The organism is Haloactinomyces albus (assembly GCF_031458135.1).
In the GTDB taxonomy this organism is placed as follows: Bacteria; Actinomycetota; Actinomycetes; order Mycobacteriales; family Pseudonocardiaceae; genus Haloactinomyces; species Haloactinomyces albus.
This window is the reverse complement of the sequence record NZ_JAVDXW010000001.1, coordinates 3,360,337-3,381,652: the sequence shown is the minus strand read 5'-3', so window position 1 is coordinate 3,381,652 and position 21,316 is coordinate 3,360,337. Positions and strand designations below refer to the sequence as shown.

Annotated in this window: 18 protein-coding genes and 1 rRNA gene; 12 read left to right on the top strand and 7 right to left on the bottom strand. The window is 66.6% G+C overall.

Annotated features, from left to right (window positions below; genetic code table 11):
* Positions 1-277 precede the first annotated feature (277 nt).
* A 16S ribosomal RNA gene (locus tag JOF55_RS16070) occupies positions 278-1,800 on the bottom strand.
* A gap of 659 nt (positions 1,801-2,459) precedes the next feature.
* Here JOF55_RS16070 and JOF55_RS16065 point away from each other — a divergent pair.
* The gene (locus tag JOF55_RS16065; protein ID WP_310275092.1) at positions 2,460-2,678 is read left to right on the top strand and encodes a hypothetical protein; all 219 of its coding nucleotides are present in this window, start codon (positions 2,460-2,462) and stop codon (positions 2,676-2,678) included.
* A gap of 97 nt (positions 2,679-2,775) precedes the next feature.
* Here the strand turns inward: JOF55_RS16065 and JOF55_RS16060 are convergent, their stop codons facing one another.
* Positions 2,776-3,303: a histone-like nucleoid-structuring protein Lsr2 gene (locus tag JOF55_RS16060; protein WP_310275091.1), complete on the bottom strand. Its 528-nt coding sequence runs from the start codon at positions 3,301-3,303 to the stop codon at positions 2,776-2,778.
* A 366-nt stretch (positions 3,304-3,669) separates the two neighbouring features.
* Here JOF55_RS16060 and JOF55_RS16055 point away from each other — a divergent pair, with 366 nt between their 5' ends.
* Complete coding sequence (locus tag JOF55_RS16055) at positions 3,670-4,050, top strand: histone-like nucleoid-structuring protein Lsr2 (RefSeq protein WP_310275089.1); 381 nt, start codon at positions 3,670-3,672, stop codon at positions 4,048-4,050.
* Positions 4,051-4,183: 133 nt separating this feature from the next.
* Here JOF55_RS16055 and rbsK read toward each other — a convergent pair whose 3' ends face one another.
* Positions 4,184-5,107 carry a ribokinase gene (gene rbsK, locus JOF55_RS16050; protein ID WP_310275088.1) on the bottom strand — a complete coding sequence of 308 codons (924 nt, stop codon included), beginning with the start codon at positions 5,105-5,107 and terminating at the stop codon, positions 4,184-4,186.
* A gap of 115 nt (positions 5,108-5,222) precedes the next feature.
* Here rbsK and JOF55_RS16045 point away from each other — a divergent pair, with 115 nt between their 5' ends.
* Positions 5,223-6,368 (top strand): hypothetical protein, encoded by a 1,146-nt coding sequence (locus JOF55_RS16045; RefSeq protein ID WP_310275087.1) that lies wholly within the window; start codon positions 5,223-5,225, stop codon positions 6,366-6,368.
* Positions 6,369-6,412: 44 nt separating this feature from the next.
* Positions 6,413-7,111: a spermidine synthase gene (locus tag JOF55_RS16040; RefSeq protein WP_310275086.1), complete on the top strand. Its 699-nt coding sequence runs from the start codon at positions 6,413-6,415 to the stop codon at positions 7,109-7,111.
* Positions 7,112-7,175: 64 nt separating this feature from the next.
* On the opposite strand, the gene JOF55_RS16035 is transcribed toward JOF55_RS16040, so the two are convergent.
* The 4 genes from JOF55_RS16035 to JOF55_RS16020 all read right to left on the bottom strand — a co-directional run bounded on the left by JOF55_RS16035 (position 7,176) and on the right by JOF55_RS16020 (position 11,649).
* Positions 7,176-8,054: a spermidine synthase gene (locus JOF55_RS16035; RefSeq protein ID WP_374727524.1), complete on the bottom strand. Its 879-nt coding sequence runs from the start codon at positions 8,052-8,054 to the stop codon at positions 7,176-7,178.
* Positions 8,055-8,114: 60 nt separating this feature from the next.
* Entirely contained in the window at positions 8,115-8,522 is a 408-nt protein-coding gene (gene speD / locus JOF55_RS16030; RefSeq protein WP_310275082.1) for an adenosylmethionine decarboxylase, read from the bottom strand.
* Positions 8,523-8,598: 76 nt separating this feature from the next.
* The gene (locus JOF55_RS16025; RefSeq protein WP_310275081.1) at positions 8,599-9,837 is read right to left on the bottom strand and encodes a type III PLP-dependent enzyme; all 1,239 of its coding nucleotides are present in this window, start codon (positions 9,835-9,837) and stop codon (positions 8,599-8,601) included.
* 285 nt (positions 9,838-10,122) lie between these two features.
* Positions 10,123-11,649, bottom strand: coding sequence for a PucR family transcriptional regulator (locus tag JOF55_RS16020; RefSeq protein ID WP_310275079.1), 1,527 nt, complete (start codon positions 11,647-11,649; stop codon positions 10,123-10,125).
* Positions 11,650-11,950: 301 nt separating this feature from the next.
* Between JOF55_RS16020 and JOF55_RS16015 the strand changes: the two genes are divergently transcribed.
* The 8 genes from JOF55_RS16015 (at position 11,951) to JOF55_RS15980 (ending at position 21,206) form a co-directional block, all read left to right on the top strand.
* Positions 11,951-12,868, top strand: a complete 918-nt coding sequence (locus JOF55_RS16015; protein WP_310275077.1) for an FAD binding domain-containing protein — start codon at positions 11,951-11,953, stop codon at positions 12,866-12,868.
* Entirely contained in the window at positions 12,859-13,359 is a 501-nt protein-coding gene (locus tag JOF55_RS16010) for a (2Fe-2S)-binding protein (protein ID WP_310275076.1), read from the top strand. The genes JOF55_RS16015 and JOF55_RS16010 overlap by 10 nt, the downstream gene beginning before the upstream one ends.
* Complete coding sequence (locus JOF55_RS16005) at positions 13,356-14,762, top strand: 8-oxoguanine deaminase (protein ID WP_310275074.1); 1,407 nt, start codon at positions 13,356-13,358, stop codon at positions 14,760-14,762. Before JOF55_RS16010 ends, JOF55_RS16005 begins: the two co-directional genes overlap by 4 nt.
* On the top strand, positions 14,762-17,086 hold the full coding sequence (gene pucD, locus JOF55_RS16000; protein WP_310275072.1) for a xanthine dehydrogenase subunit D: 2,325 nt from the start codon (positions 14,762-14,764) through the stop codon (positions 17,084-17,086). The genes JOF55_RS16005 and pucD overlap by 1 nt, the downstream gene beginning before the upstream one ends.
* A gap of 140 nt (positions 17,087-17,226) precedes the next feature.
* Positions 17,227-17,724 (top strand): nucleoside deaminase, encoded by a 498-nt coding sequence (locus JOF55_RS15995; protein WP_310275070.1) that lies wholly within the window; start codon positions 17,227-17,229, stop codon positions 17,722-17,724.
* Positions 17,725-18,002: 278 nt separating this feature from the next.
* Positions 18,003-19,469 (top strand): NCS2 family permease, encoded by a 1,467-nt coding sequence (locus JOF55_RS15990; protein WP_310275068.1) that lies wholly within the window; start codon positions 18,003-18,005, stop codon positions 19,467-19,469.
* Between the two features lie 47 nt (positions 19,470-19,516).
* Positions 19,517-20,620, top strand: coding sequence for an XdhC family protein (locus JOF55_RS15985; protein ID WP_310275066.1), 1,104 nt, complete (start codon positions 19,517-19,519; stop codon positions 20,618-20,620).
* Positions 20,613-21,206 (top strand): nucleotidyltransferase family protein, encoded by a 594-nt coding sequence (locus JOF55_RS15980; protein ID WP_310275063.1) that lies wholly within the window; start codon positions 20,613-20,615, stop codon positions 21,204-21,206. The genes JOF55_RS15985 and JOF55_RS15980 overlap by 8 nt, the downstream gene beginning before the upstream one ends.
* Positions 21,207-21,316 lie beyond the last annotated feature (110 nt).

Here is a 21,316-nt window from a genome sequence, read left to right as displayed (position 1 = left end):
AGTTCTCAAACAACAACCACCACGGCAACACACCCACCACCACCCCAACCAGGGGCAGCACCAGCGGCATGTTCCCTCAGAACCCAACAGTGCACCGACACCGAGACCACCCAGGCCCCAGCAGCATTCCATGTTCGACGTTTCCACACTCTCGGACAGCACCACCCGGTGCGCACCACATCCGGGCACACCCACCAGGCAGCACCCACACCCGGCCACCACCCTGCCCACACCGGGACAGGACACGCCGGCATGTGCGAGTACCAGTGCTCCTTAGAAAGGAGGTGATCCAGCCGCACCTTCCGGTACGGCTACCTTGTTACGACTTCGTCCCAATCGCCGGTCCCACCTTCGACCACTCCCCCCGGCAAACCGGTTGGGCCATGAGCTTCGGGCGTTACCGACTTTCGTGACGTGACGGGCGGTGTGTACAAGGCCCGGGAACGTATTCACCGCAGCACTGCTGATCTGCGATTACTAGCGACTCCGACTTCACAGGGTCGAGTTGCAGACCCCGATCCGAACTGAGACCGGCTTTAAGAGATTCGCTGCCCCTCACGGGTTGGCCACCCTCTGTACCGGCCATTGTAGCATGTGTGAAGCCCTGGGCATAAGGGGCATGATGACTTGACGTCATCCCCACCTTCCTCCGAGTTGACCCCGGCAGTCTCCCGCGAGTCCCCAACCGCATTGCTGGCAACACAGGACAAGGGTTGCGCTCGTTGCGGGACTTAACCCAACATCTCACGACACGAGCTGACGACAGCCATGCACCACCTGTGCACCGGCCCCAAAAAGGGAAACCCTGTCTCCAGAGCGATCCAGGCATGTCAAACCCAGGTAAGGTTCTTCGCGTTGCATCGAATTAATCCACATGCTCCGCCGCTTGTGCGGGCCCCCGTCAATTCCTTTGAGTTTTAGCCTTGCGGCCGTACTCCCCAGGCGGGGCGCTTAATGCGTTAGCTACGGCACGGACACCGTGGAAACAGTCCCCACACCTAGCGCCCAACGTTTACGGCGTGGACTACCAGGGTATCTAATCCTGTTCGCTCCCCACGCTTTCGCTCCTCAGCGTCAGTATCGGCCCAGAGACCCGCCTTCGCCACCGGTGTTCCTCCTGATATCTGCGCATTTCACCGCTACACCAGGAATTCCAGTCTCCCCTACCGAACTCAAGTCTGCCCGTATCGACCGCACGCCTGCCGTTAAGCAACAGGTTTTCACGGCCGACGCGACAAACCGCCTACGAGCTCTTTACGCCCAATAAATCCGGACAACGCTTGCGCCCTACGTATTACCGCGGCTGCTGGCACGTAGTTAGCCGGCGCTTCTTCTGCCCCTACCGTCACCTTCGTCGGGACCGAAAGAGGTTTACAACCCGAAGGCCGTCCTCCCCCACGCGGCGTTGCTGCGTCAGGCTTTCGCCCATTGCGCAAGATTCCCCACTGCAGCCTCCCGTAGGAGTCTGGGCCGTATCTCAGTCCCAGTGTGGCCGGTCACCCTCTCAGGCCGGCTACCCGTCGTCGCCATGGTACGCCGTTACCGCACCATCCAGCTGATAGGCCGCGGGCTCATCCCGTACCGCCGGAGCTTTCCACACACCACCATGCGATGACATGTCCTATCCGGTATTAGACCCCGTTTCCAAGGCTTATCCCCAAGTACAGGGCAGATTGCCCACGTGTTACTCACCCGTCCGCCACTCATCCACCCCTGCGAACAAGAGCTTCAGCGTTCGACTTGCATGTGTTAAGCACGCCGCCAGCGTTCGTCCTGAGCCAGGATCAAACTCTCCAACAAAGGATCATTCAACAACCCCAGCAGAAACACACCCCACAACAGGGCATGCCCCAAAAAAACAAAACCGAAAAAACGGTCCGCATCAAACACAAAACCATCGGCACACTGTTGAGTTCTCAAAGAACACACCCACCACACGGCAGGCCATCCTCATGATATCGCGGCTACCCACTATACCCCATCCGAATGCCACCCCAACAACCGGGCCCCACATCTCTCAAGACCCAGCGAAGCAACACCGAACACGGACACAATCGCAGCAACCGCTCACCTATTATTCCACCCGACCGAAAACAACCCCGCACAGGCCCCACACAGGGCAACCCGCCAAGGCCAATTTCCCGGACCGAGCAAGGCCGCTCACTCCACCACCAACGTGGGAGATCACTTCACGACCCCACCAACACCCGACCCGACTCACACCGGCTCGTTCCGTGCTGACAGCGAAAACTTTACACATCCCCGAACCCACCCCGCACACCCACCCCCCGCAACCCACAAAACACCAGCACAACCCCCCATTAACACCACATCAACGGAGATACCGATCGCATGGCGACCGCGCCGGCGCCTCCGCCGTACGGGAGACCGCCGTTCGAGTGATCACCAGCCGTCCTTCGGATCTTGCGGTCCTGCGGGGGTAATCTCGGGAGTTGACCGTGAGAACGGGGGTAGTAGTGGACTCGACACCGATTTACACCGAACTGCAGAAGACACTGATCGATCCGGAAGCGGACCACTGGGACACGAGCGCCCCGCCCGAGTTCGTGTCCTCGCTCAACGAGCAGGCCGAGCAGCAATCGACGACACACGCCGAGGACCAATCACAACAGAAGTCCGGGCGTAGCGGTGGCCGCAGACACCGCGCCGAGGACTGACCGCAGACAGCGGCTTCCGCAGTCCGTGCCGCACCGTGCCTGCTTGGCGCGGTGCGGCTTGTTTTGGCGCGGTGCAGCTTGTTTCAGCCGCCCCGACTCAGTCCGCTGCCGACAGGAAGTGCGGCAGGGAGACGGCAGGAACCCGCGCGTCGGCGGACTCGTCCGTTTTCCGCTCGGAGCTTTCGTGCTGACTGAACAGCGTGGGCTCCTCTTCCTGCGCCACGAACTCCTCCTCGGCCTTTCCGCCTTCGGAGGAATCCTGCTTGGCGGCAGCCTTGGCCTGCGCCTGCTCGTTCATACGGTCACGAGAGCGCTGCGCTGCTCCGCGGATCTGCTCGGTGAGCTGGCGGTTCGTCTGCCGTGCCCGGCGCTCTTCCTGCTCTTGCTGACGAGTCTTACGCGAGGTCTGCTCTGCGGTTCTGGCACGTTCGATATAGCGCGCGAACACCGCACGCAACTGTTGGGCGTGTCGTTCGCTCAGGTCGATTTCATACGCGACGCCGTCCAACGCGAATGTGACTGTCTGCTGCGCTCGGGACCCGTCGATGTCGTCGACGAGTTCGACCTGAATCCGCTCGGCCATGATCACCTGTCTCGGGAACGTGCCCGTCTCGATCCGCGACACTTGCAGGCGAGACTCCTGCAATCCTGGTTCCGTTATATCACGTCGCCTCGCAGGTGTCTCGTACTCCACGATAGAACAAGCACACAGCCGACCGTGAAGCACCCGTGAACGCCGCCCACTACCCAACGAGCAACTTACGGTCGGGTCTTCAACCGGACGAAACTACCGATGGCGACGACCGGAATGAAGCGAGCAATCTCACGCAATATCTCGGCACCGCCAGGATACTCCGGCTTCCGACACGGTCGGCGCCGTCCATGCGGGCAGCCACCGGCGCAATATCGCAGTACTCGTTTATTGTTCTCGCGCTGTTCGTCGTAAGGTGTATGGCGACCGAAAAAAGCGATCCGGAATCGAGGTTCACCAGTGGCGCAGAAGGTCACCGTTCAACTCGTGGACGACGTCGACGGTTCGGAAGCCGAGTCCACCGTCGAGTTCGGCCTGGACGGCGTCAACTACGCGATTGACCTGTCGGCCGACAACGCCGCCGAGCTCCGTGATGCATTGGCATCCTATGTCGCCAGCAGCCGTCGGACCGGTGGTCGCAAGCGTAGCGGCGGCAAAGCGGGCAAAGAGGCCAAGGCAGGCAAGGCAGCCAAGTCCGCCAAGCCGACCTCGGCTCCCAATACGGCTGACCGCGAACGCAATCAGGCCATTCGGGAATGGGCCAGGCAGCAGGGCATGCAGGTTTCCGATCGCGGTCGCATTCCTGCGGAGATCGTCGACGCTTACGACAAGGCGCAGTAAAGCGACCATTGCCGCACGGGCGGTCGGGTTTCGGCCCCGAGCACATATCCCGGCCGCCCGTGTCCGGAACCATCCGGAGCGGACAAGCAGCACTTGTATGCGCATCCTGCATCCGGCAGGACACCGAACGTCATCATTCCTGATCGTGTGCCGTGGCAGCCAGGAAATCATTCACTTCCCGTCCTGTCGGCATCGAACTGCTCGCACCATTTCGCTGCACGGACAATGCCGAGGCCGCAGCGGCTCGCCGCAGAGCTTCTCGTCTTTCCGCCCCCGCGGCCACGGCGGCACTGAGCACTCCGACGAAAGTGTCTCCCGCGGCAGTGGTGTCGACTGCTCGCACCGGGTAAGCGGGCATGTCGATGCGGTCGCCGGCTCTGTTGCCGTAGAACGATCCGCGATCACCCATCGTGATCACGACTTCGGGAACCTGCTCCAGCAGAACTCGCATCGCCCGTTCCGGCTCGTGACACCCGGTCAGCACGGCGGCCTCGTGCTCGTTCGGTACCAATAGGTCGATGTGGGACAGGACGCTCGCGGGGAGCTCCACCGCGGGCGCCGGGGTCAGCACGACCGGAACGTCGTTGCGCCGGGCTGATTCGGCCGCAGCAACCACTCCCTCGAGCGGGATCTCCAACTGCAGCAGCAGGCTCCGCGAAGCGGCGATCCGTTCCTCGTCACCGGGCGCCAGCGAAGTGACGGTTCCATTCGCCGCCGGGATCGCGATGATCGAGTTCCCACCCTCGTCATCAACCACGATGTGTGCGGTACCGCTATGCCCCGAGACCTCGCGTAATCCACGGATGTCCACTGCACATTCCCGCAGGGCCTCACCGATCGTGGCTCCGAATTCGTCGGTACCCACGGCCCCGATCATGGCGGTGTGTGCTCCGACCCGTGCGGCCGCGATGGCCTGGTTGGCCCCCTTGCCGCCGGGAACGGCCCGGAATTCCCGCCCATGCACGGTTTCCCCGCTTCGTGGCGGAATCTCGACATAGGCAACCAGATCCATATTGCAGCTTCCGAACACCGTCACGGTCGGTGCCGCACCATCCATGATCATCCCCCTCGCGATTGCCGATAGCGGTGAGTCCGTATCGGTGAGCCGTAGTGCAACGAACGCATCGGTGAACACGTACCATGCCCGACAACCGGTCGAAAGGCGAAACAGGGTGGATTACGTAGTCACGGCGGCCCTTCAACCGCCGGTTCAGGCCACGGTATTGGACGAGCTGCAGCAGGAAGGAGTGGTATCTCTGCTCGACCGTCAACTCGGCCAGGTCGAAGGCGTCACAGGTCCGGAAAGCGAGGAAATCGACGTCCTGGATTACCGGATCAACGCTTCCGCCGAAGGCGTGACGGTCATGCTCGCGCTGGACGCCCCCTCGCTGCGTGCCGCCGAGGAGGCCGCGGCGCAGGTACTCGACGAGTTGATCGGTGAGAGTGAGCAGCTCGTGAACTGGACCGTCGCGCAGTCCGAGGTCCGCATCACCGAGGACGAGTTCAATCAGAGCCTCGCGGCGGCTTCCGGAAGTTCCGAGGAGCCTCGGGACGAGATCGAGGCAGCCCTGGAAGCCGCGGTCGACGAAGCTCTGGGGGACTCGGAGACTTCCATGCCGGGCACCGCCGCACCGGACGGCGGAAGCTGGCGGGACAGGTTGATCGAGCTCGCTCCCCGGCTGCGCGCGTTCGACTCGACCGCCTTCGCGCCCTCCGGCGAGGCAGACCAGGAAACCACCCGGTTGGCCGCGGGCGCGCTGATCCACGCCGTGAGCGTGGTCACCGACGAGCTCTTCTACGACGAACTCGCACTGACCATCAACGACGCCACCGTGCGCGAGGCCGTCGGGTTGCTGGTGCTGGAGGAGCTGCCGCCCTGCTACCAACACCGCTACGATTCGCGGTTCACCCGTGCACTGCTGCTGTCGTCGGCGGCGGTTGCGGCCAGGCTGACCGAACGATCCTGGACACCACCCCGCTGTGTCGCCGAGTCCCTCGCGTTGCGCTTGTTGGTCAATGAGGCGCGGGTGGTGCTGGAAGCGGCCGAACTGCTGGAGTGGGAGCAAAGCGAGCCCCTGTTCGCCACCTTCACCGGTCGTGCTTTCGCCGATACCGGTCACGAGGAGCTTTACGAGGTGGATTTCCCACTGGTCTCCGGTGCCGAATTCGATGAGCCTTCCACCGAGATATCGCAGGCCCGCATCATCGAGGTCGAGGATGCGTTGCGCGTGCGCGGGCTCGCCTTCGAGCAGTGGTTCCAGGTGCGGGCACAAGAGCCGTTCGAGAATTCCGACGGACTGCACCCCTACCTTCCCTGAAGTCACTGCCCCCGGATACCCGGATCCGACGAAGGAGCCGAGAAATGGACAGTGGCCGGGTGGCACGTGCGGTTTCGGAGCGCGGCGAGATCGTCCTGACCCGGCGCAGCGGAGACGGGGCGCTGGAGCTACGGGTCAACGGGGTGTTCGTGATGGACACCGTGCACACGTCGACGGAGCGGCTGCTGGCGACGACGACCCTCGACGCCTACTACGCTGCTGCCCACGTCCGGTCGGGAACGGCACCGGTGCGGACGCTGATCGGCGGTCTCGGCCTCGGATTCACGCTGCGGGAGGTGCTGGCCGACCGCCGGGTCACCCGGGTGCTCGTGGCCGAGATCGAGCCTGCGCTCGTCGACTGGCACCGTCGGGGATTCGTTCCGGATACGGCGGCGGCGATCGGAGATGAGCGCGTCGAACTCGTAACCGGAGAGATCACCGACATCATCGCCGAGCAGGTCTCCTCCTCGTGGGAGGCCATTCTGCTCGACGTCGACAACGGTCCCGGCTACCTGGTTTACGAGGCCAACGCTGCGGTGTATCGCCGCGACTTCCTCACTGCCTGCCACAGGACTCTGGCACCGCACGGGATCACTGCGATCTGGTCCGCCGATCCTGCACCCGAGCTCGACACGGTCATGCGGGAAGTATTCGCAGCGGTGGAGGAGTTGACCATTCCGGTGACCCTCGGCGGTCATCCGACGACGTATCACCTCTACGTCGGCAGGCGCGGCGGGCGATGACCTTTCCGCAGGGAAGTGGGTGGGTTGGTCAATTTCTCGAGAAATCGACCAACCCGGCCGCGCTCTAATCCTGGTGACGCACCGAGTACGGCGGCACCGTGGAACCGATCAGGCTGGCATCGTCCACCGAGACCGGCTCGTACGAGCACTGCGGCAGCGCATCGAGCATGACGTTGATCGGATCGTCGAGTTGCTCGACCCGTCCGAACAGGAACGCCCACTCGTGCTCGTCCGAACCGAAGTACGTCACGGTGTCGAACACGGATCGGAAGCGGTTGTAGGCCCGCACGAGCGTGGTGTTGCGCCACACCGTGGGACTGCCCGCCTGGAATCCGACGACTCCGCCGGGGGAGAGGACCGCATGGCAGCGACGGATGAAATCAACCCCGTACAACCGGTTGTGCTGGCTGTCGGCCTCATCCGCACTCTCGTCGGGCAGGTCGACCACGATCAGATCGTAGCGGTCCCCCCGACCGAGTGCCTGGTCCAGGAAGCTCCACCCGTCCGCATAGTGCAGCCGGACCGGCCCCTCGCCCTGCTCCACCTCGGCCAGCTCGGCCGGGGTGTAGCCATACGGCAGGTGTTCGGCGCAAGCGCGGACGCACTCCTGGTCGATGTCGACATGATCCACGCGGCTGGCCCCGGCATCGACGGCCATCCTGCTCGCCACGCCCTCACTGGACCCGACGATCAGGACGCTGTCGACCTTCTCGGCCAGCAGAAAGCCCGGCACCATCATCGCCTCGTGGTAGACGATCTGCGAGAACTCGGTGCTCTGGCGATCGTTGTCGCAGAACAGGGAGATTCCCTGCCCGGTGCGGCCGATCAGCACGTGCTGATAGGCGGTATCGCCCTCCCACAACACCTCGTCCACCCGCCAAAGGCGCCGCATATCGGCGCCCAGCGTTTCCTGGACCCACTGTTGCCCGTCGAGCTCGATCAACTCCTGCTCCTTGTCCGACGTCCCTGTGGCGCGCGCCCCGGCCGTGGTCACCGACACCGTCTACGAGACGAAGTCGGTGTCGTGGTCACGGCCGCGCCGGATTGTCTGCGTGGTCACCGAGGACGGGCGCAGTGCCTCAGCCAGCAATTGCACCGCCTGCTCCGGCTGAGCACGGTTGCCACAGGTGAACACGTCAATGAAGATCGAACCATCTTCCGGATACGTGTGCAGCGAAGCGTGGGATTCCGACAGCAGTGCCAGCACCGTGACGCCCTGTGGTTCGAAGCGTTGCGCGATCACTTGGCACACTGTTGCCCACGAGCGATGCAGTGCACTGTGCAACGTGTCCCGCAGGAACTGCTCGTCGTCGAGTAGACCCGGATCAACGCCCTCCAATTCGGCGAGGACGTGCTGTCCGGCGAACAAACCGACGGTTTCGGCCTGCAGGGTTCCGGCGTCAATTGACATCTATCGACCTCCCAACATTTCGCAGATTTCGCCTCGGAAAACTCGGGCAATAGCCCCACCGCCGCACCTGCGGCGGTCAGGGTCGCTCGGTTCGCTCATCACCGTCGACACAATGAGTGGGCAACGGCGCGAATCCGTTGAACTCCACCGAGGAGTAACTGGCGGTATAGGCGCCTGTACTGAGCAGCTCCACCCAGTCACCCGCGCGTAGTGTCTCCGGGAGTTCGTACTCCGTGCTCTCGTAGAGCACGTCGTCGCCATCACAGGTCGGTCCTGCCAGCACGACGGGTCCGACGGGATCGCCGTCCCGGGAGGTCCGCAACCGGTAGGTGATGGCCTCGCCCTCGGTCTCGGCCAGTCCGTTGTAGCGGCCCACGTCCAGGTATATCCAGCGGCGGTCACTGCCGGTCTCGGGTGTGACGAGCACGACCTCACTGCGCAGCACACCGGCGTCTCCGACGAGATGCCTGCCGGGTTCGACCAGCAACTCCGGACGGTCGGCACCGAAATGCCGATCCAGCGCGGCCTCGATCCGCGTGGCGTACTCCTGCAGCGGCGGCGCGGACTGGGTGTAGGCGGCGGGAAGGCCACCGCCCAGGTTGACCATGCGCAACGCGATGCCCCGGCCGGCCAGCCCCTCGAAGACCTCGCGTGCGGCGAGGATCCCGTGCTCCCACGCATCCGGGTCGAGTTGCTGCGATCCGATGTGGAAGGACACGCCGTACGGATCGAGCCCGAGTTCTCGGGCGCGGCCCAGCAACCGCACGGCGGTCTCCGGCGGACAGCCGAACTTGCGGCCGAACGGGGTACGGGATCCTTTGTTGTCCACCAGGATCCGGCAGAAGACACGGGAGCCGGGCGCGGCCGCGGCGATATTGTCCAGGTCCGGTTCGCTGTCGGTGGCGAACAGGCGTACGCCGTGCTCGTAGGCGCGCGCGATGTCACGCCGTTTCTTGATGGTGTTGCCGTAGGAGATCGACTCGGGTGCGGCTCCCCGTGCCAGGCACAGCTCGATCTCTCCGAGGCCTGCGACGTCGAACGAGGAACCGAGGCCGACCAGTTCGTCCACCACCCGCGGCTCGGGGTTGGCCTTGATCGCGTAGCAGATCCGGGCATCGGGAAGCGCCGACCGCAGCCCGGCGTAACGATGGCGAACCGTGGGCAGGTCCAGCACCAGGCACGGGGTTTCGGGGGCCTGCCTGCTCAGGAAGTCACTGATCCGTTCGTATGCGGGGCCCCCGGATACGAGATCCCAGGCGGCACCGGTTCCGCTCGGGCGGTCCGTCACACCGGTGGTGGCGGACAGGTCGGTCAATCCCGGTACCTCCGATCCTCAACCGTGCGAATGGTTTCCACAGGTCGGCTCCCGACTGATCCGCGCCAGGTCCGTGTCGCGGGCGCTGCCGTGTGCCGACCAAGAACAGTACCGCTTAAGGGCGGCGGATTTCGAACCGGAAACCCAGCTTCCCCCGGACAGCGGACGCGGTTGTGACAACTGACACGACGAACTGCTCCGTGGGGACCCCGTGCGGCCATGTGCTCGCCTGCGAGATGCTTTTCGTGCGGTGGAGCCGTACGCCCGCGTGCTGTGGCGTGGGGCTCACGTATCCAGTTGTAGCGCGAGGTAGAAATCCACCCGGGTCGCGAAATCACCCAGATCGCGGCCGGTGATCTCCTCGACTCGCTTGATGCGGTATCGCAGCGTGTTGACGTGGACATGTAGCCGTTTGGCACAACGCGACCAGGAGCCCGAGCATTCCAGGAATGCCCACAGCGTGTTCACGAGGTCGGAATGGTGCACCTCGTCATAGGTGATGAGCTTCGACAGGACCCGCTGCCGGTAGGAACGGCGGAGATCGTCGGTTGCCGAGGCCAGCAGAACCTGGTGTGTGGCGAGCTCGCCCGCGGTGGCGATGCCGCACCGGTCCGATCGGTGTTCGGCCAGGCTTCGTGCGTAGCGTGCCTCTTCGACGGCGCCGCGCAACCCGGTCGCCTTGCTGATGTCGCTCACGCCCAGTGTCAGGCGCGGCACGCCCATGCCGCTTTCGATGTCCTCCACCGTGCGCCGCAGGCTCCGGTCGATTCCCGCGAGTCCGTTGCGGTCGCCTGCGAACAAGGCGAGCGCTCCGGTGTCCACGGGCGCGGTCACCGATGCGATTTCGGTCGATGCGGCGATCTCGTGCAGCAGTGTCGTCGCCGCTTCGCTCCGCCCCTCCACATCGAGCGCGACCACGCGCAGGGGTTCGCCCGTGGGCAGGCCCGCGGCCTCGAGGCGTGCCATGACCTCCGGGGGACTCGCCGATCCGTCGAGCAACCGGTGCAATGCGGCTTGCACCGAGCGACTCGCGGCCTGGCGTCCCTCGTCCCGCCGCGAGCGCAGCAGTGCGACCGCCGTGGCGAGGTCGGCAACGATTCCCTCCCGTTTCGCGCTCCGGTGCTGCTGTTCCTCGAGGATCGTGATGAACCACCGAGCGGCGCGCGGCTCGGTATCGGAACCGACCGGCCACAGCACGAACGAGGCACCGGACTCGTCGGAGGGGAGGTGCACCGTTCGAGGCAGCACTCCGGGCGTGAGGAATTCGCGGATGAGGGCGCGCCGGGAGCTCTCGTCCAGTGCACCGGCCCCACCGATCACCGCTCCGGCGGCCGAGAGCACCCAGCAGTTCGCTCCGAGCTCCGCGGTGGCCATCGCGAGCACCCGGTCCAGATCCGCCCCCGCGGCCACGGCGCCGACCAGCTCACGTCCGGGCACGGAGGCCTGCTGCTCGGCACGCCACACCCGTTCGGACAGTGTGTTGAAGCTGACTGCCAGCGGCACTTCGAAGATCGGGACCTGGTACCGGGCGCACGCTTCGACCAGGTCGGTGGGAGCTCTGCCGAGACGGGCCGTGCCCGCGGCCAGACCGGCCACGCCCGCGTCGGACAGGGCAGCGGCGAACCTTTCCGAGTCGGCGGGGCCGGTATGCCACACCAACCCGCTGAGCACGAGTTCCCCGCCGTGCAGGTATCGCCGGGGGTCGATGAGGTCGGTGATGTAGATCCCGCGAACAGGCCGGTCCAGCTGTTCTCGGCCTGCCAGCAGGGCCAGCCCGAGCTCCGGGTCGTCCAGGAGATCACGTAGCAGCATCCGCGCACCGTACAGCACTGGGCGGTCACCCGGGCACGACCGCACCGACGTCCGCGGCACCGACGGGTGGGTCCGTTCTCCCGGAGACGGGCCCCACGTCGCGCGCCGGGGGAGTCCGGCGTGTCGGTGACGGTGGAGGTGACGGTTCCTTGTAGGAAAATACTAACGCCATCGGGTCATCCCCGACCGCTTTCATGGATTCCACCGCTAGTCAATTCCCCGTTCACACCTGTGTACTTACTCACATCCGTAACCGGTACCGGGCTGTCCGGCTGCTGGGCTGCCCCCTCTGGAGAACAACGTGGACTTCCTCCGTCCGGCGTCCTGGCGAGACGCACTCGAAGCCAAGGCCAACCATCCCGACGCGACCCCCATCGCGGGCGGCACCGACATCATGGTCGAGATCAATTTCGATCACCGGCGCCCCGCGACCCTGCTGGATATGACCGGTATCGACGAACTGGCGAACTGGTCCGAACACGCGGGCCGGTTGCGAATCGGTGCCGGCCTGCCCTACACGCGGCTGATCAACGAACTCGGCGACAGGCTCCCCGGCCTGGCCATCGCGGCACGCACCGTGGGATCCCCGCAGATCCGCAACCGAGGCACGCTCGGCGGGAATCTCGCCTCGGCCTCACCCGCCGGAGACGGGCACCCACCGCTGCTGGCCTCCGGCGCCGAAGTCGAGGTGGAGTCGGTGCGCGGAGTGCGCATGCTGGCGATGGAGGAGTTCTTCACCGGCGTCAAGCGCCACGCGCTGGCCCCCGACGAGCTGATCTCGGCCGTGCACATCGCCCCCGCAACCGGTGCGCAGCAGTTCTCCAAGATCGGCACGCGCAACGCGATGGTCATCGCGGTGTGCACTTTCGCCCTCTCGCTGCATCCCGAGCAGCAGCGCGTGGGAACCGGTCTCGGTTCGGCCGCACCCACCCCGCGCCGGGCACCCGAAGCCGAGGACTTCCTGTCCGCCGAACTGGCCGACTCCGGTCAGTGGACCTCGCCCCGGCCGCTGGCCGACTCGGTCGTGCGGCACTTCGGCGAACTCGTCGCTCGTGCGGCCTCGCCGATCGACGATGTCCGCAGCACCGCCGAGTACCGCACCCACGCGCTGAGCGTCATGGCTCGCCGGACACTGGGCTGGGTCTGGGACGAGCACCGCCGTCAGCACTCGAGCAATCACCCGTCGAACGACCACACCGGGAGGTCGGAATGCGCCTGACATTCACCGTCAACGGCAGGCAACGCGAGGCCGACGACGTTTGGGAAGGCGAGAGCCTGCTCTACGTCCTGCGGGAGCGCCTCGGCCTGCCGGGCTCCAAGAACGCCTGCGAGCAGGGTGAGTGCGGCTCGTGCACCGTCTATCTGGACGGCGTCCCGGCCTGCGCCTGTCTCGTGGCGGCCGGACAGGTCTCCGGGCGCGAGGTCGGCACCGTGGAGGGACTCGCCAACGGCGACAAGCTCGATGCCGTGCAGGAAGCGTTCGTGGACGCAGGCGCCGTGCAGTGCGGATTCTGTACCCCGGGTCTGCTGGTGGCCGCCGACGACCTCATCAACCGCAACTCCGAGCCGTCCGACGCCGAAATCCGCGAGTCGCTGGCGGGCAACCTGTGCCGCTGCACCGGCTACGAGAAGATCATGGACGCGGTGCGACTGGCCGCCGACCGCCGTTCCTCCTCCGACAACACGCGACCGGACAAGGCCGACGCATGAACGGGAACTCACGGATCGTGATCGAGGGGGCGGCGGTCGTCACCGTCGACGCCGCGGAACGACTCGGGGCGCATCTCGGCACCGAGCATTCCGAGGGTTACCTGGTCATCGAGGACGACCGCATCCTGGACGTCGGTCCCGGCACGGCACCGCCCCAGGACGCGCCTGCGCGCCGTATCGACGGCAGCGGCTGCCTGCTCACCCCCGGCCTGGTCAACACGCACCACCACCTCTACCAGTGGGCCACGCGCGGATACGCGGCCGACGCGACGCTGTTCGACTGGCTCACCGCGCTCTACCCCGTGTGGGCGGGGCTCGACGAGGAGATCACCCACGCGGCCGCCTCGGCCGGGCTCGGCTGGACGGCGCTGTCCGGATGCACCACTGTTGCCGACCACCACTACGTCTTCCCGCGGGACGGTGGCGACGTGCTCGGCGCGGTCGTGTCCGCAGCCGAGCGCGTCGGGGTCCGGCTGCACGCGGTCCGGGGATCGATGGACCGGGGACGGTCCCACGGTGGTCTGCCACCGGACTCGATCGTCGAGGATGTCGACTCGGCGCTGAGCGGTACCGAGGACGCGATCGGGCGCTTTCACGATCCGGCACCCGGTTCGCGGGTGCGCATCGCCGTGGGCCCGTGCTCGCCGTTCACGGTCAGCGCCGAACTGATGCGTTCCTCGGCCGAACTCGCCCGGTCCCACGGTGTCCGGATGCACACGCACCTGGCCGAGACGCTGGACGAGCACGAGCAGTGTCTCGCCGAGTTCGGCTGCACCCCCGCCGAGTACGCCGAGCGGCTGGGATGGCTGGGAACGGACGTCTGGCTCGCGCACAGCGTGCACCTGTCCGATGCGGCCGTGCGGCGGTTCGGCGACACCGGCACGGGCGTCGCGCACTGCCCGAGTTCGAACGGCCGCCTCGGCGCCGGTGTCGCTCCGGTGCGCCCCCTGCTGGATGCCGGTTCCCCCGTCGGGCTGGGGGTCGACGGGGTGGCCTCGAACGAGGCCGGACGCCTCGGTGACGAGCTTCGCCAGGCCCTGCTGACCGCCCGTGCGCACTACGGGCCGCAGTCGCTGAGCGTCCGCGATGCGCTGTGGCTGGGCACGCGCGGAGGCGCGCGCTGCCTCGGCCGCGAGGACGAGCTCGGCTCGCTGCAACCGGGCAAGCTCGCCGATATCGCGATGTGGCGACTCGACGGACTCGGGCACGCGGGCATCCAGGACCCGGTCGCCGCACTGGTGCTCGGACCGCTGCCCAGGCTCGAACGTCTGCTGTGCGGCGGCGAGCCGGTGGTCGACAACGGGCACCTGGTGACCACCTCGGAGACCGATCTCACCCACGAACTTCGCCGGGCCGGTGCGCAGTTGGCCCGGCACCACAACACCGACCAGGAGGTGGCGTGATGAGCGACCATGCCCCCGCACGCAGTCCCCAGGACCTCGACGACGCCATCGCGGGCGGAATCGGCGAGTCCCCGATGCGGCCGGACGGCGCGCTGAAGGTACGCGGCGAGTACGCCTACGCCTCCGACCTGTGGGCCGAGGACATGCTCTGGGGTGCGACACTGCGCAGTCCGCACCCGTACGCCCGGATCAATTCGATCGACATCGGCCCCGCCCTGGCCACGCCCGGGGTGTACGCGGTACTGACCCATTCCGACGTGCCGGGCGAGAACCTCTACGGCCTGAAGGTCGTCGATCAGCCGGTGCTCGCCGTCGACGTGGTGCGGTACCGGGGTGAGGCGGTGGCACTCGTGGCCGCCGACCATCCGGAGACCGCACGGCGTGCGATGGAACGCATCGAGGTCGACTACGAGGTGCTGGAGCCGATCACCGACCCCGAACTCGCCGCGCACGACACGACGTTGCCGAAGTTGCATGCCGACGGCAACGTCGTCCGTCACCAGCCGATCATCAAGGGCGATCCCGACGCCGAGGCCGAGGTCGTCGTCTCCGACGTCTACACGCTCGGCATGCAGGACCAGGCGTTTCTCGGTCCCGAAGCCGGGCTGGCCATCCCGGCTCCCGACGGCGGCGTGGATCTCTACCTGGCCACCCAGGACCTGCACTCCGACCGGAAGCAGACCGCGCGGGCGCTGGGACTGCCCGCCGAGAAGGTCCGGATGACCATCTCCGGGGTCGGCGGCGCGTTCGGTGGCCGCGAGGACCTGTCCATCCAGGTCCACTGCAGCATGCTCGCCCTGCACACCGGCAAGCCGGTCAAGATGGTCTACAACCGGGAGGAGTCCTTCTACGGCCACGTGCACCGGCACCCGGCCAAGATGTACTACGAGCACGGCGCCACCCGCGACGGAGAGCTCGTCTACGTCCGGGCGACGCTGTACTTCGACGGTGGCGCGTACGCGTCGAAGACACCGGTCGTGGTCGGCAACGGCACCACGCTCGGCATCGGCCCCTACTCCGTGCCCAACGTCCGGATCGAGGGCTGGGGGCTCTACACCAACAACCCGCCGTGCGGTGCGATGCGCGGCCTGGGAGCGGTGCAGCCCGCGCTGGCCTACGAGGCACAGATGGACAAGCTCGCCGAGGCACTGGGCATGGACCCGGTCGACCTGCGCATCCGCAATGCCCTCAGCCAGGGCGGCACCACCCCCACCGGCCAGGTGCTGGACTATCCCGCTCCGGTGGCCGAACTCCTCGAGCGGGTCCGGCAACTGCCACTACCGCCCGAGCGCGACGCCGGCCCGGCCGACATCCGCGAGCTGCCCGGCGGAGCCTCCAACACCACCCACGGTGAGGGCGTCGTCCGGGGCATCGGCTACGGCGTGTGCATCAAGAACATCTGCTACGCCGAAGGTGCCGACGACTACTCCACCGCACGGGTGCGACTGCAGGTCATCGGCGGTGAACCGCTGGCGATGGTGCACACCGCGGCCGCGGAGGTCGGTCAGGGCCTGGTCACCGTGCAACAGCAGATCGCCCGCACCGAGCTCGGTGTGGAACGGGTCAACATCCACCCCAACGACACCGACGTCGGCCAGGCCGGGTCGAGCTCGGCCTCGCGGCAGACCTACGTGACCGGCGGCGCCGTCAGCAATGCCTGCGCGGCCGTCCGCAGCATCCTCTTCGAGCGCGTGGCGACACGTTTCGGCGAGGACGCCGAGGACCTGTCGCTGTCCGGCGGCAAGGTCGTCTCCGCTGCCACCGGTGTGCTCGCCGATCTCGCCGACGTCCTCGGTGACGACGTGATCGAGGAGACCCGGGAATACCATCACCGGGAGACGTATCCGCTGGACGAGGAATTCGGCACCAGCGAGCGGGCACAGGTCCAGCACGCTTTCTCCGCGCACCGTGCGGTGGTCGATGTGGATACCGAGCTCGGCCTGGTCAAGGTGGTTCAGCTCGACTGTTCCCAGGACGTCGGCAAGGCGATGAACCCGGAAGCCGTCATCGGTCAGATCCAGGGCGGTTCCGCACAGGGACTGGGGCTCGCGGTGATGGAGGAGATCCGGGTCGAGGGCGGCGCCATCCGCAACGCGTCGTTCACCGATTACCTCATTCCCACGATCCTGGACATGCCACCGATGAACATCGACGTCATCGAACGTGCCGACCCCAACTCCCCCTACGGGGTGCGCGGTGTCGGGGAACCACCGACGATCTCCACGACACCGGCGATCAGTGCCGCGATTCGCGCGGCCACCGGAAAGGCACTGACCCACACTCCGGTCGCGCCGGAGCACATCATCGAAGGCACCTCCCGGTAGGAAGCATTTCCCGCCGGAGTTCCCTTTCTCCGTTCCTGTCGGGTCCGGGATTTCGCACGTGAAATCCCGGACCCGACAGGCGAACGTGCCGCAGCACGAATCCGATCCACCAGTCACGAATCGATCAGCAGGGAGCACGCATGTCCGTGGACACCCACGTGGCAACCGGCCAGCACGAGAATCAGTGGATGGGTGAGGTGATCCGGCTGGCCACCGACAGCGTCGCCACCGGCGGCGGGCCGTTCGGGGCGCTGGTCGCCTCCGGCGGCGAGGTCGTCGCCACCGGCACGAACCTCGTCACCTCCAACTTCGATCCGACCGCACACGCCGAGGTGACCGCGATCCGCAACGCGTGCCGCACGCTCGGCACTTTCAAGCTCGACGGCTGTGTTCTGGTGTCGTCGTGCGAACCCTGCCCGATGTGCATGGCTTCCGCGCTGTGGGCACGGCTGGACAGCATTATTTACGCCGCCGACCGGGAGGACGCCGCCGTCGCCGGATTCGACGATCGCGCTTTCTACGAACTGTTCAGCGACCCCGACTCGGTGTGGCCGACGTCCGTGCGCCGCGTGCACGCCGACGACCGCACCGCTCCTTTCGACGCCTGGCAGGTCAAGGCCGACCGCATCGAGTACTGAGGCGACAACTACGCTGTCGGTACCAGCACACGACGGCGCCGTATCGGCGACCGGGTCGATACGGCGACGCATTGGAGCAATTCGGCAATTCTTTTTTCCCGTCGAAATTGCTCCGTACCCGATTTCGGTGCACACCACCGATCGGTCATCGATACCAATGTGATTGAAACGCCCATCAACAGTCGACCGCATTTTTCCATTGCGGTTCGACGAGCAGTCCGGACCGTGCTCGTTGCGACGAGTACGGTCCACGGGCGCCCACCGGCATGGGAGGACGCATGACCCAGCAGTTGAGACCGGAGACCATCGGGTCCGATTCGGAACCCGCGGGATCACGGCGCTCGGCACTCGACCGATATTTCCGCATCACCACTCGTGGTTCCACGATTCCCCGCGAATTGCGGGGCGGTCTCACGACCTTCGTCGCGATGTCCTACATCGTGCTGCTCAACCCGCTCATTCTCGGCTCCTCGTCCGACGCGACCGGAGCCACCCTGAGCACCACGGCCCTGACCACGTCCACGGCGCTGTGCGCCGGTGTCCTGACGATCCTGATGGGCCTGGTCGGCAACGCCCCGCTGTCGATGGCCGCCGGACTCGGCGCGATCCCCATCGTGGCTTTCACCATCGCGCCGGAGATGACCTGGGCTCAGGCGTTCGGGTTGGTGGTACTCGAAGGTATCTGCATCATCCTGATGGCCGTCAGCGGCGTGCGGGAACGGATCATCAACGCGATCCCATTACCGCTCAAAACCGCACTGACCGTCGGCATCGGCCTCTACATCGCCCTGGTCGGCCTGGTCAGCGCCGGATTCGTCACCCGCGTTCCGGATGCGGCGGGCACCACCGTTCCGGTCCAGATGGGCGCTTCGGGCAGCCTGGGCGGTTGGCCGATCGCACTGTTCTGCCTGACGCTGCTGTTGATGGTGGTACTCGTGGCGCGCAAGGTTCCGGGCGCCATCCTCATCAGCATCGCGGCCGGAACGGTGCTGTCGATCATCGTCAACGCGGTGTTCGACATCCCCGAAAGCGCCTGGGGACGGATCGCGCCGGAGCTGCCCTCGAGTCTGGTCTCGGTACCGGACTTCAGTCTGCTCGGCAACATCGACCTCTTCGGCGGGTTCGTCTCCGCCGGTGCCGTGGCGGCAACGGTCTTCCTGTTCACTCTCGTCCTGTCCGGCTTCTTCGATGCGATGGGCACCATCACCAGTGTCGGCAACGAGGCCGGACTGATGGACTCCCGGGGTAAAGTCCAGGGCATGGGCCGGATCCTGCTGGTCGACGGTGTCGGTGCCGCCTCGGGAGGACTCGCCGGATCCGCACCGAACACGGTGTTCCTGGAATCGGCCGCCGGTGTCGGCGAGGGGGCCCGTACCGGCCTCGCCAGCGTCGTCAGCGGCGTACTGTTCGCCGCGACGATGCTGTTCACCCCGCTCGCGGCGGTCGTTCCGGCGCAGGCCGCTGCTCCCGCCCTCGTGGTCGTCGGCGGCATGATGATGGCGCAGTGCGCCAACATCCCGTGGAGCAACAGCGACTACGTCATCCCGGTGTTTCTCACCGTGGCGGTCATCCCGTTCACCTACTCGATCACCAACGGTGTCGGCGCCGGCCTGATCGCCTACTGCGCCATCAAGATCTGCACGGGCCGAGCCCGCGAGATCGGCTGGATCATGAGCGTTCTGTCCGTCATCTTCGCCCTCTACTTCGGGGTGGAGGGAATCAAGGAGCTACTCGGAGCCGGCTGAGGACTGCTTCGTCACCGGCCGCTCGGGAGATCACGGGAGGTAACCGAATGCGGGATATCGCCGAGAACCTGCTCGCATGGGCCGAGGCGGGAGAGCACTTCGCGATCGCCTCGGTGGTGGCGGTGCAGGGAAGTGCACCCCGTGGTCCCGGGGCGGCCCTGGCGGTGCGCTCCGACGGTGCCGTGGTGGGCAGTCTGTCCGGCGGATGCATCGAGGGATCGGTGCATGCCCTGGCGCTGGAGACGCTGCGCACCGGCCGCCCGGTGCGGTCGGACTTCGACTACGACCCCGATGATCCGTTCGCCGTGGGGTTGACCTGCGGTGGCCGGATCGGCGTGTACGTGCAGCCCGTCGACCCCCACCGCGACACGGCCCTGCGGGCAGTGCTGCGGGCGGGAGTCGCCGGGGAGCACGTCGCGGTGGCCCGTGTCCTGGACACCGGTGCCACCCTGGCCGTGTGGCCGCAGGATCGGGACGGCAGCACGGCCGATCGGGAGCTCGACGACCGGATCACCGTGCAAGCCCGGGCCATGCTCGAGCAGGACCTCTCCGGCCTGCGCCAGGTGTGCCTGCCCCCCGGCGGTTCCGGTCCCGAGCAGGACGGCGCGGAGCGCACGGTGTTCATCGAGTCCTGGAGCACCCCGCCCCGGATGCTGATCTTCGGCGCGATCGACCATGCCGCCGCGCTCGCCCGCCAGGGCAAGTTCCTCGGGTATCGCGTGACGGTGTGCGATGCTCGAGCCGTGTTCGCCACCCCGGAACGCATGCCGGACGCCGACGAGGTGATCGTGCGATGGCCGCATGAGTACCTCGCCGAGACCGACATCGACGCGCGCGCGGTGATCTGCGTGCTGACCCACGACGCCAAGTTCGATGTGCCCGTCCTGCGGGTGGCGCTGCGCAGCAGTGCCGCCTACATCGGGGCGCTCGGCTCCCGCCGCACCCATGCCGACCGGCTCGGCCGCCTGCGCGAGGCGGGGTTGGACGAGGGTGAACTGAGCCGCCTGCGCGCTCCCATCGGTCTCGACCTGGGAGCGCGCACCCCGGAGGAAACGGCGGTGTCCATCGCGGCGGAGATCATCGCCGCCCGCGCCGGTGCGAGCACTCGGCCGCTGGCACACACCACCGGACCGATCCACGCCCATGCGTGAGGCGGTGGCCGGTGTGGTGCCCGCAGCCGGTGCGGGGCGTCGCCTCGGCCGACCCAAGGCACTGGTGGATTACGGCGGCACCCTGCTCGTCGAACGCGCGGCAGGTGTGCTCACCGAGAGCGGGTGCGAGCCCACGCTGGTCGTCCTCGGCGCGGCGGCCGAGGAGGTGACCCGGCGGGCGCACCTGCCGAGGGCCACGCTGCTGACCAACCCGCACTGGGCAAGCGGCATGGCATCATCCCTGCACACAGCCCTCGACACACTGGCGGGCAGCGACCGCTACGACGATGTGACCGCGTTACTGGTGCTGCCCGTCGACATGCCCGGTATCACGGTGCAGGCCGCGCGCAGGGTCGCGGCCCATGCGAGCTCCTCCGCGCTCGCGGCAGCGAGCTATGCGGGCGTGCGCGGCCATCCCGTCCTGCTGGGCCGGGAGCACTGGGCCGGAATACGCGCCTCCGCCACCGGGGACGCCGGTGCGCGCGAGTATCTCCGCCACCACGAGGTGACGTTCGTGGCCTGCGACGACATCGCCGAGGGCTTCGATCTCGACCACCCCGAAGACTTACGGCGGCACAACACGTAAAGTCGATGGCCACGCGTGAGGTGACCGAGCCACCTTCGGCGCCGCGGGTGACCGGCAACGGCACCGGCGCGGGAAGTGCAACGTCACACGATATGGAGCATGCTCGACGC

What these genes read in the sequence shown, in the direction of transcription:
- JOF55_RS16010 (WP_310275076.1), top strand. Translation starts at nt 12,859, where the DNA reads ATGCGCCTGACATTCACCGTCAACGGCAGGCAACGCGAGGCCGACGAC.
- pucD (WP_310275072.1), top strand. Translation starts at nt 14,762, where the DNA reads ATGAGCGACCATGCCCCCGCACGCAGTCCCCAGGACCTCGACGACGCC.
- JOF55_RS15995 (WP_310275070.1), top strand. Translation starts at nt 17,227, where the DNA reads ATGTCCGTGGACACCCACGTGGCAACCGGCCAGCACGAGAATCAGTGG.
- rbsK (WP_310275088.1), bottom strand. Translation starts at nt 5,107, where the DNA reads ATGGATGGTGCGGCACCGACCGTGACGGTGTTCGGAAGCTGCAATATG.
- speD (WP_310275082.1), bottom strand. Translation starts at nt 8,522, where the DNA reads ATGTCAATTGACGCCGGAACCCTGCAGGCCGAAACCGTCGGTTTGTTC.
- JOF55_RS15985 (WP_310275066.1), top strand. Translation starts at nt 19,517, where the DNA reads ATGCGGGATATCGCCGAGAACCTGCTCGCATGGGCCGAGGCGGGAGAG.
- JOF55_RS16020 (WP_310275079.1), bottom strand. Translation starts at nt 11,649, where the DNA reads ATGCTGCTACGTGATCTCCTGGACGACCCGGAGCTCGGGCTGGCCCTG.
- JOF55_RS15980 (WP_310275063.1), top strand. Translation starts at nt 20,613, where the DNA reads ATGCGTGAGGCGGTGGCCGGTGTGGTGCCCGCAGCCGGTGCGGGGCGT.
- JOF55_RS16005 (WP_310275074.1), top strand. Translation starts at nt 13,356, where the DNA reads ATGAACGGGAACTCACGGATCGTGATCGAGGGGGCGGCGGTCGTCACC.
- JOF55_RS16040 (WP_310275086.1), top strand. Translation starts at nt 6,413, where the DNA reads ATGGACAGTGGCCGGGTGGCACGTGCGGTTTCGGAGCGCGGCGAGATC.
- JOF55_RS15990 (WP_310275068.1), top strand. Translation starts at nt 18,003, where the DNA reads ATGACCCAGCAGTTGAGACCGGAGACCATCGGGTCCGATTCGGAACCC.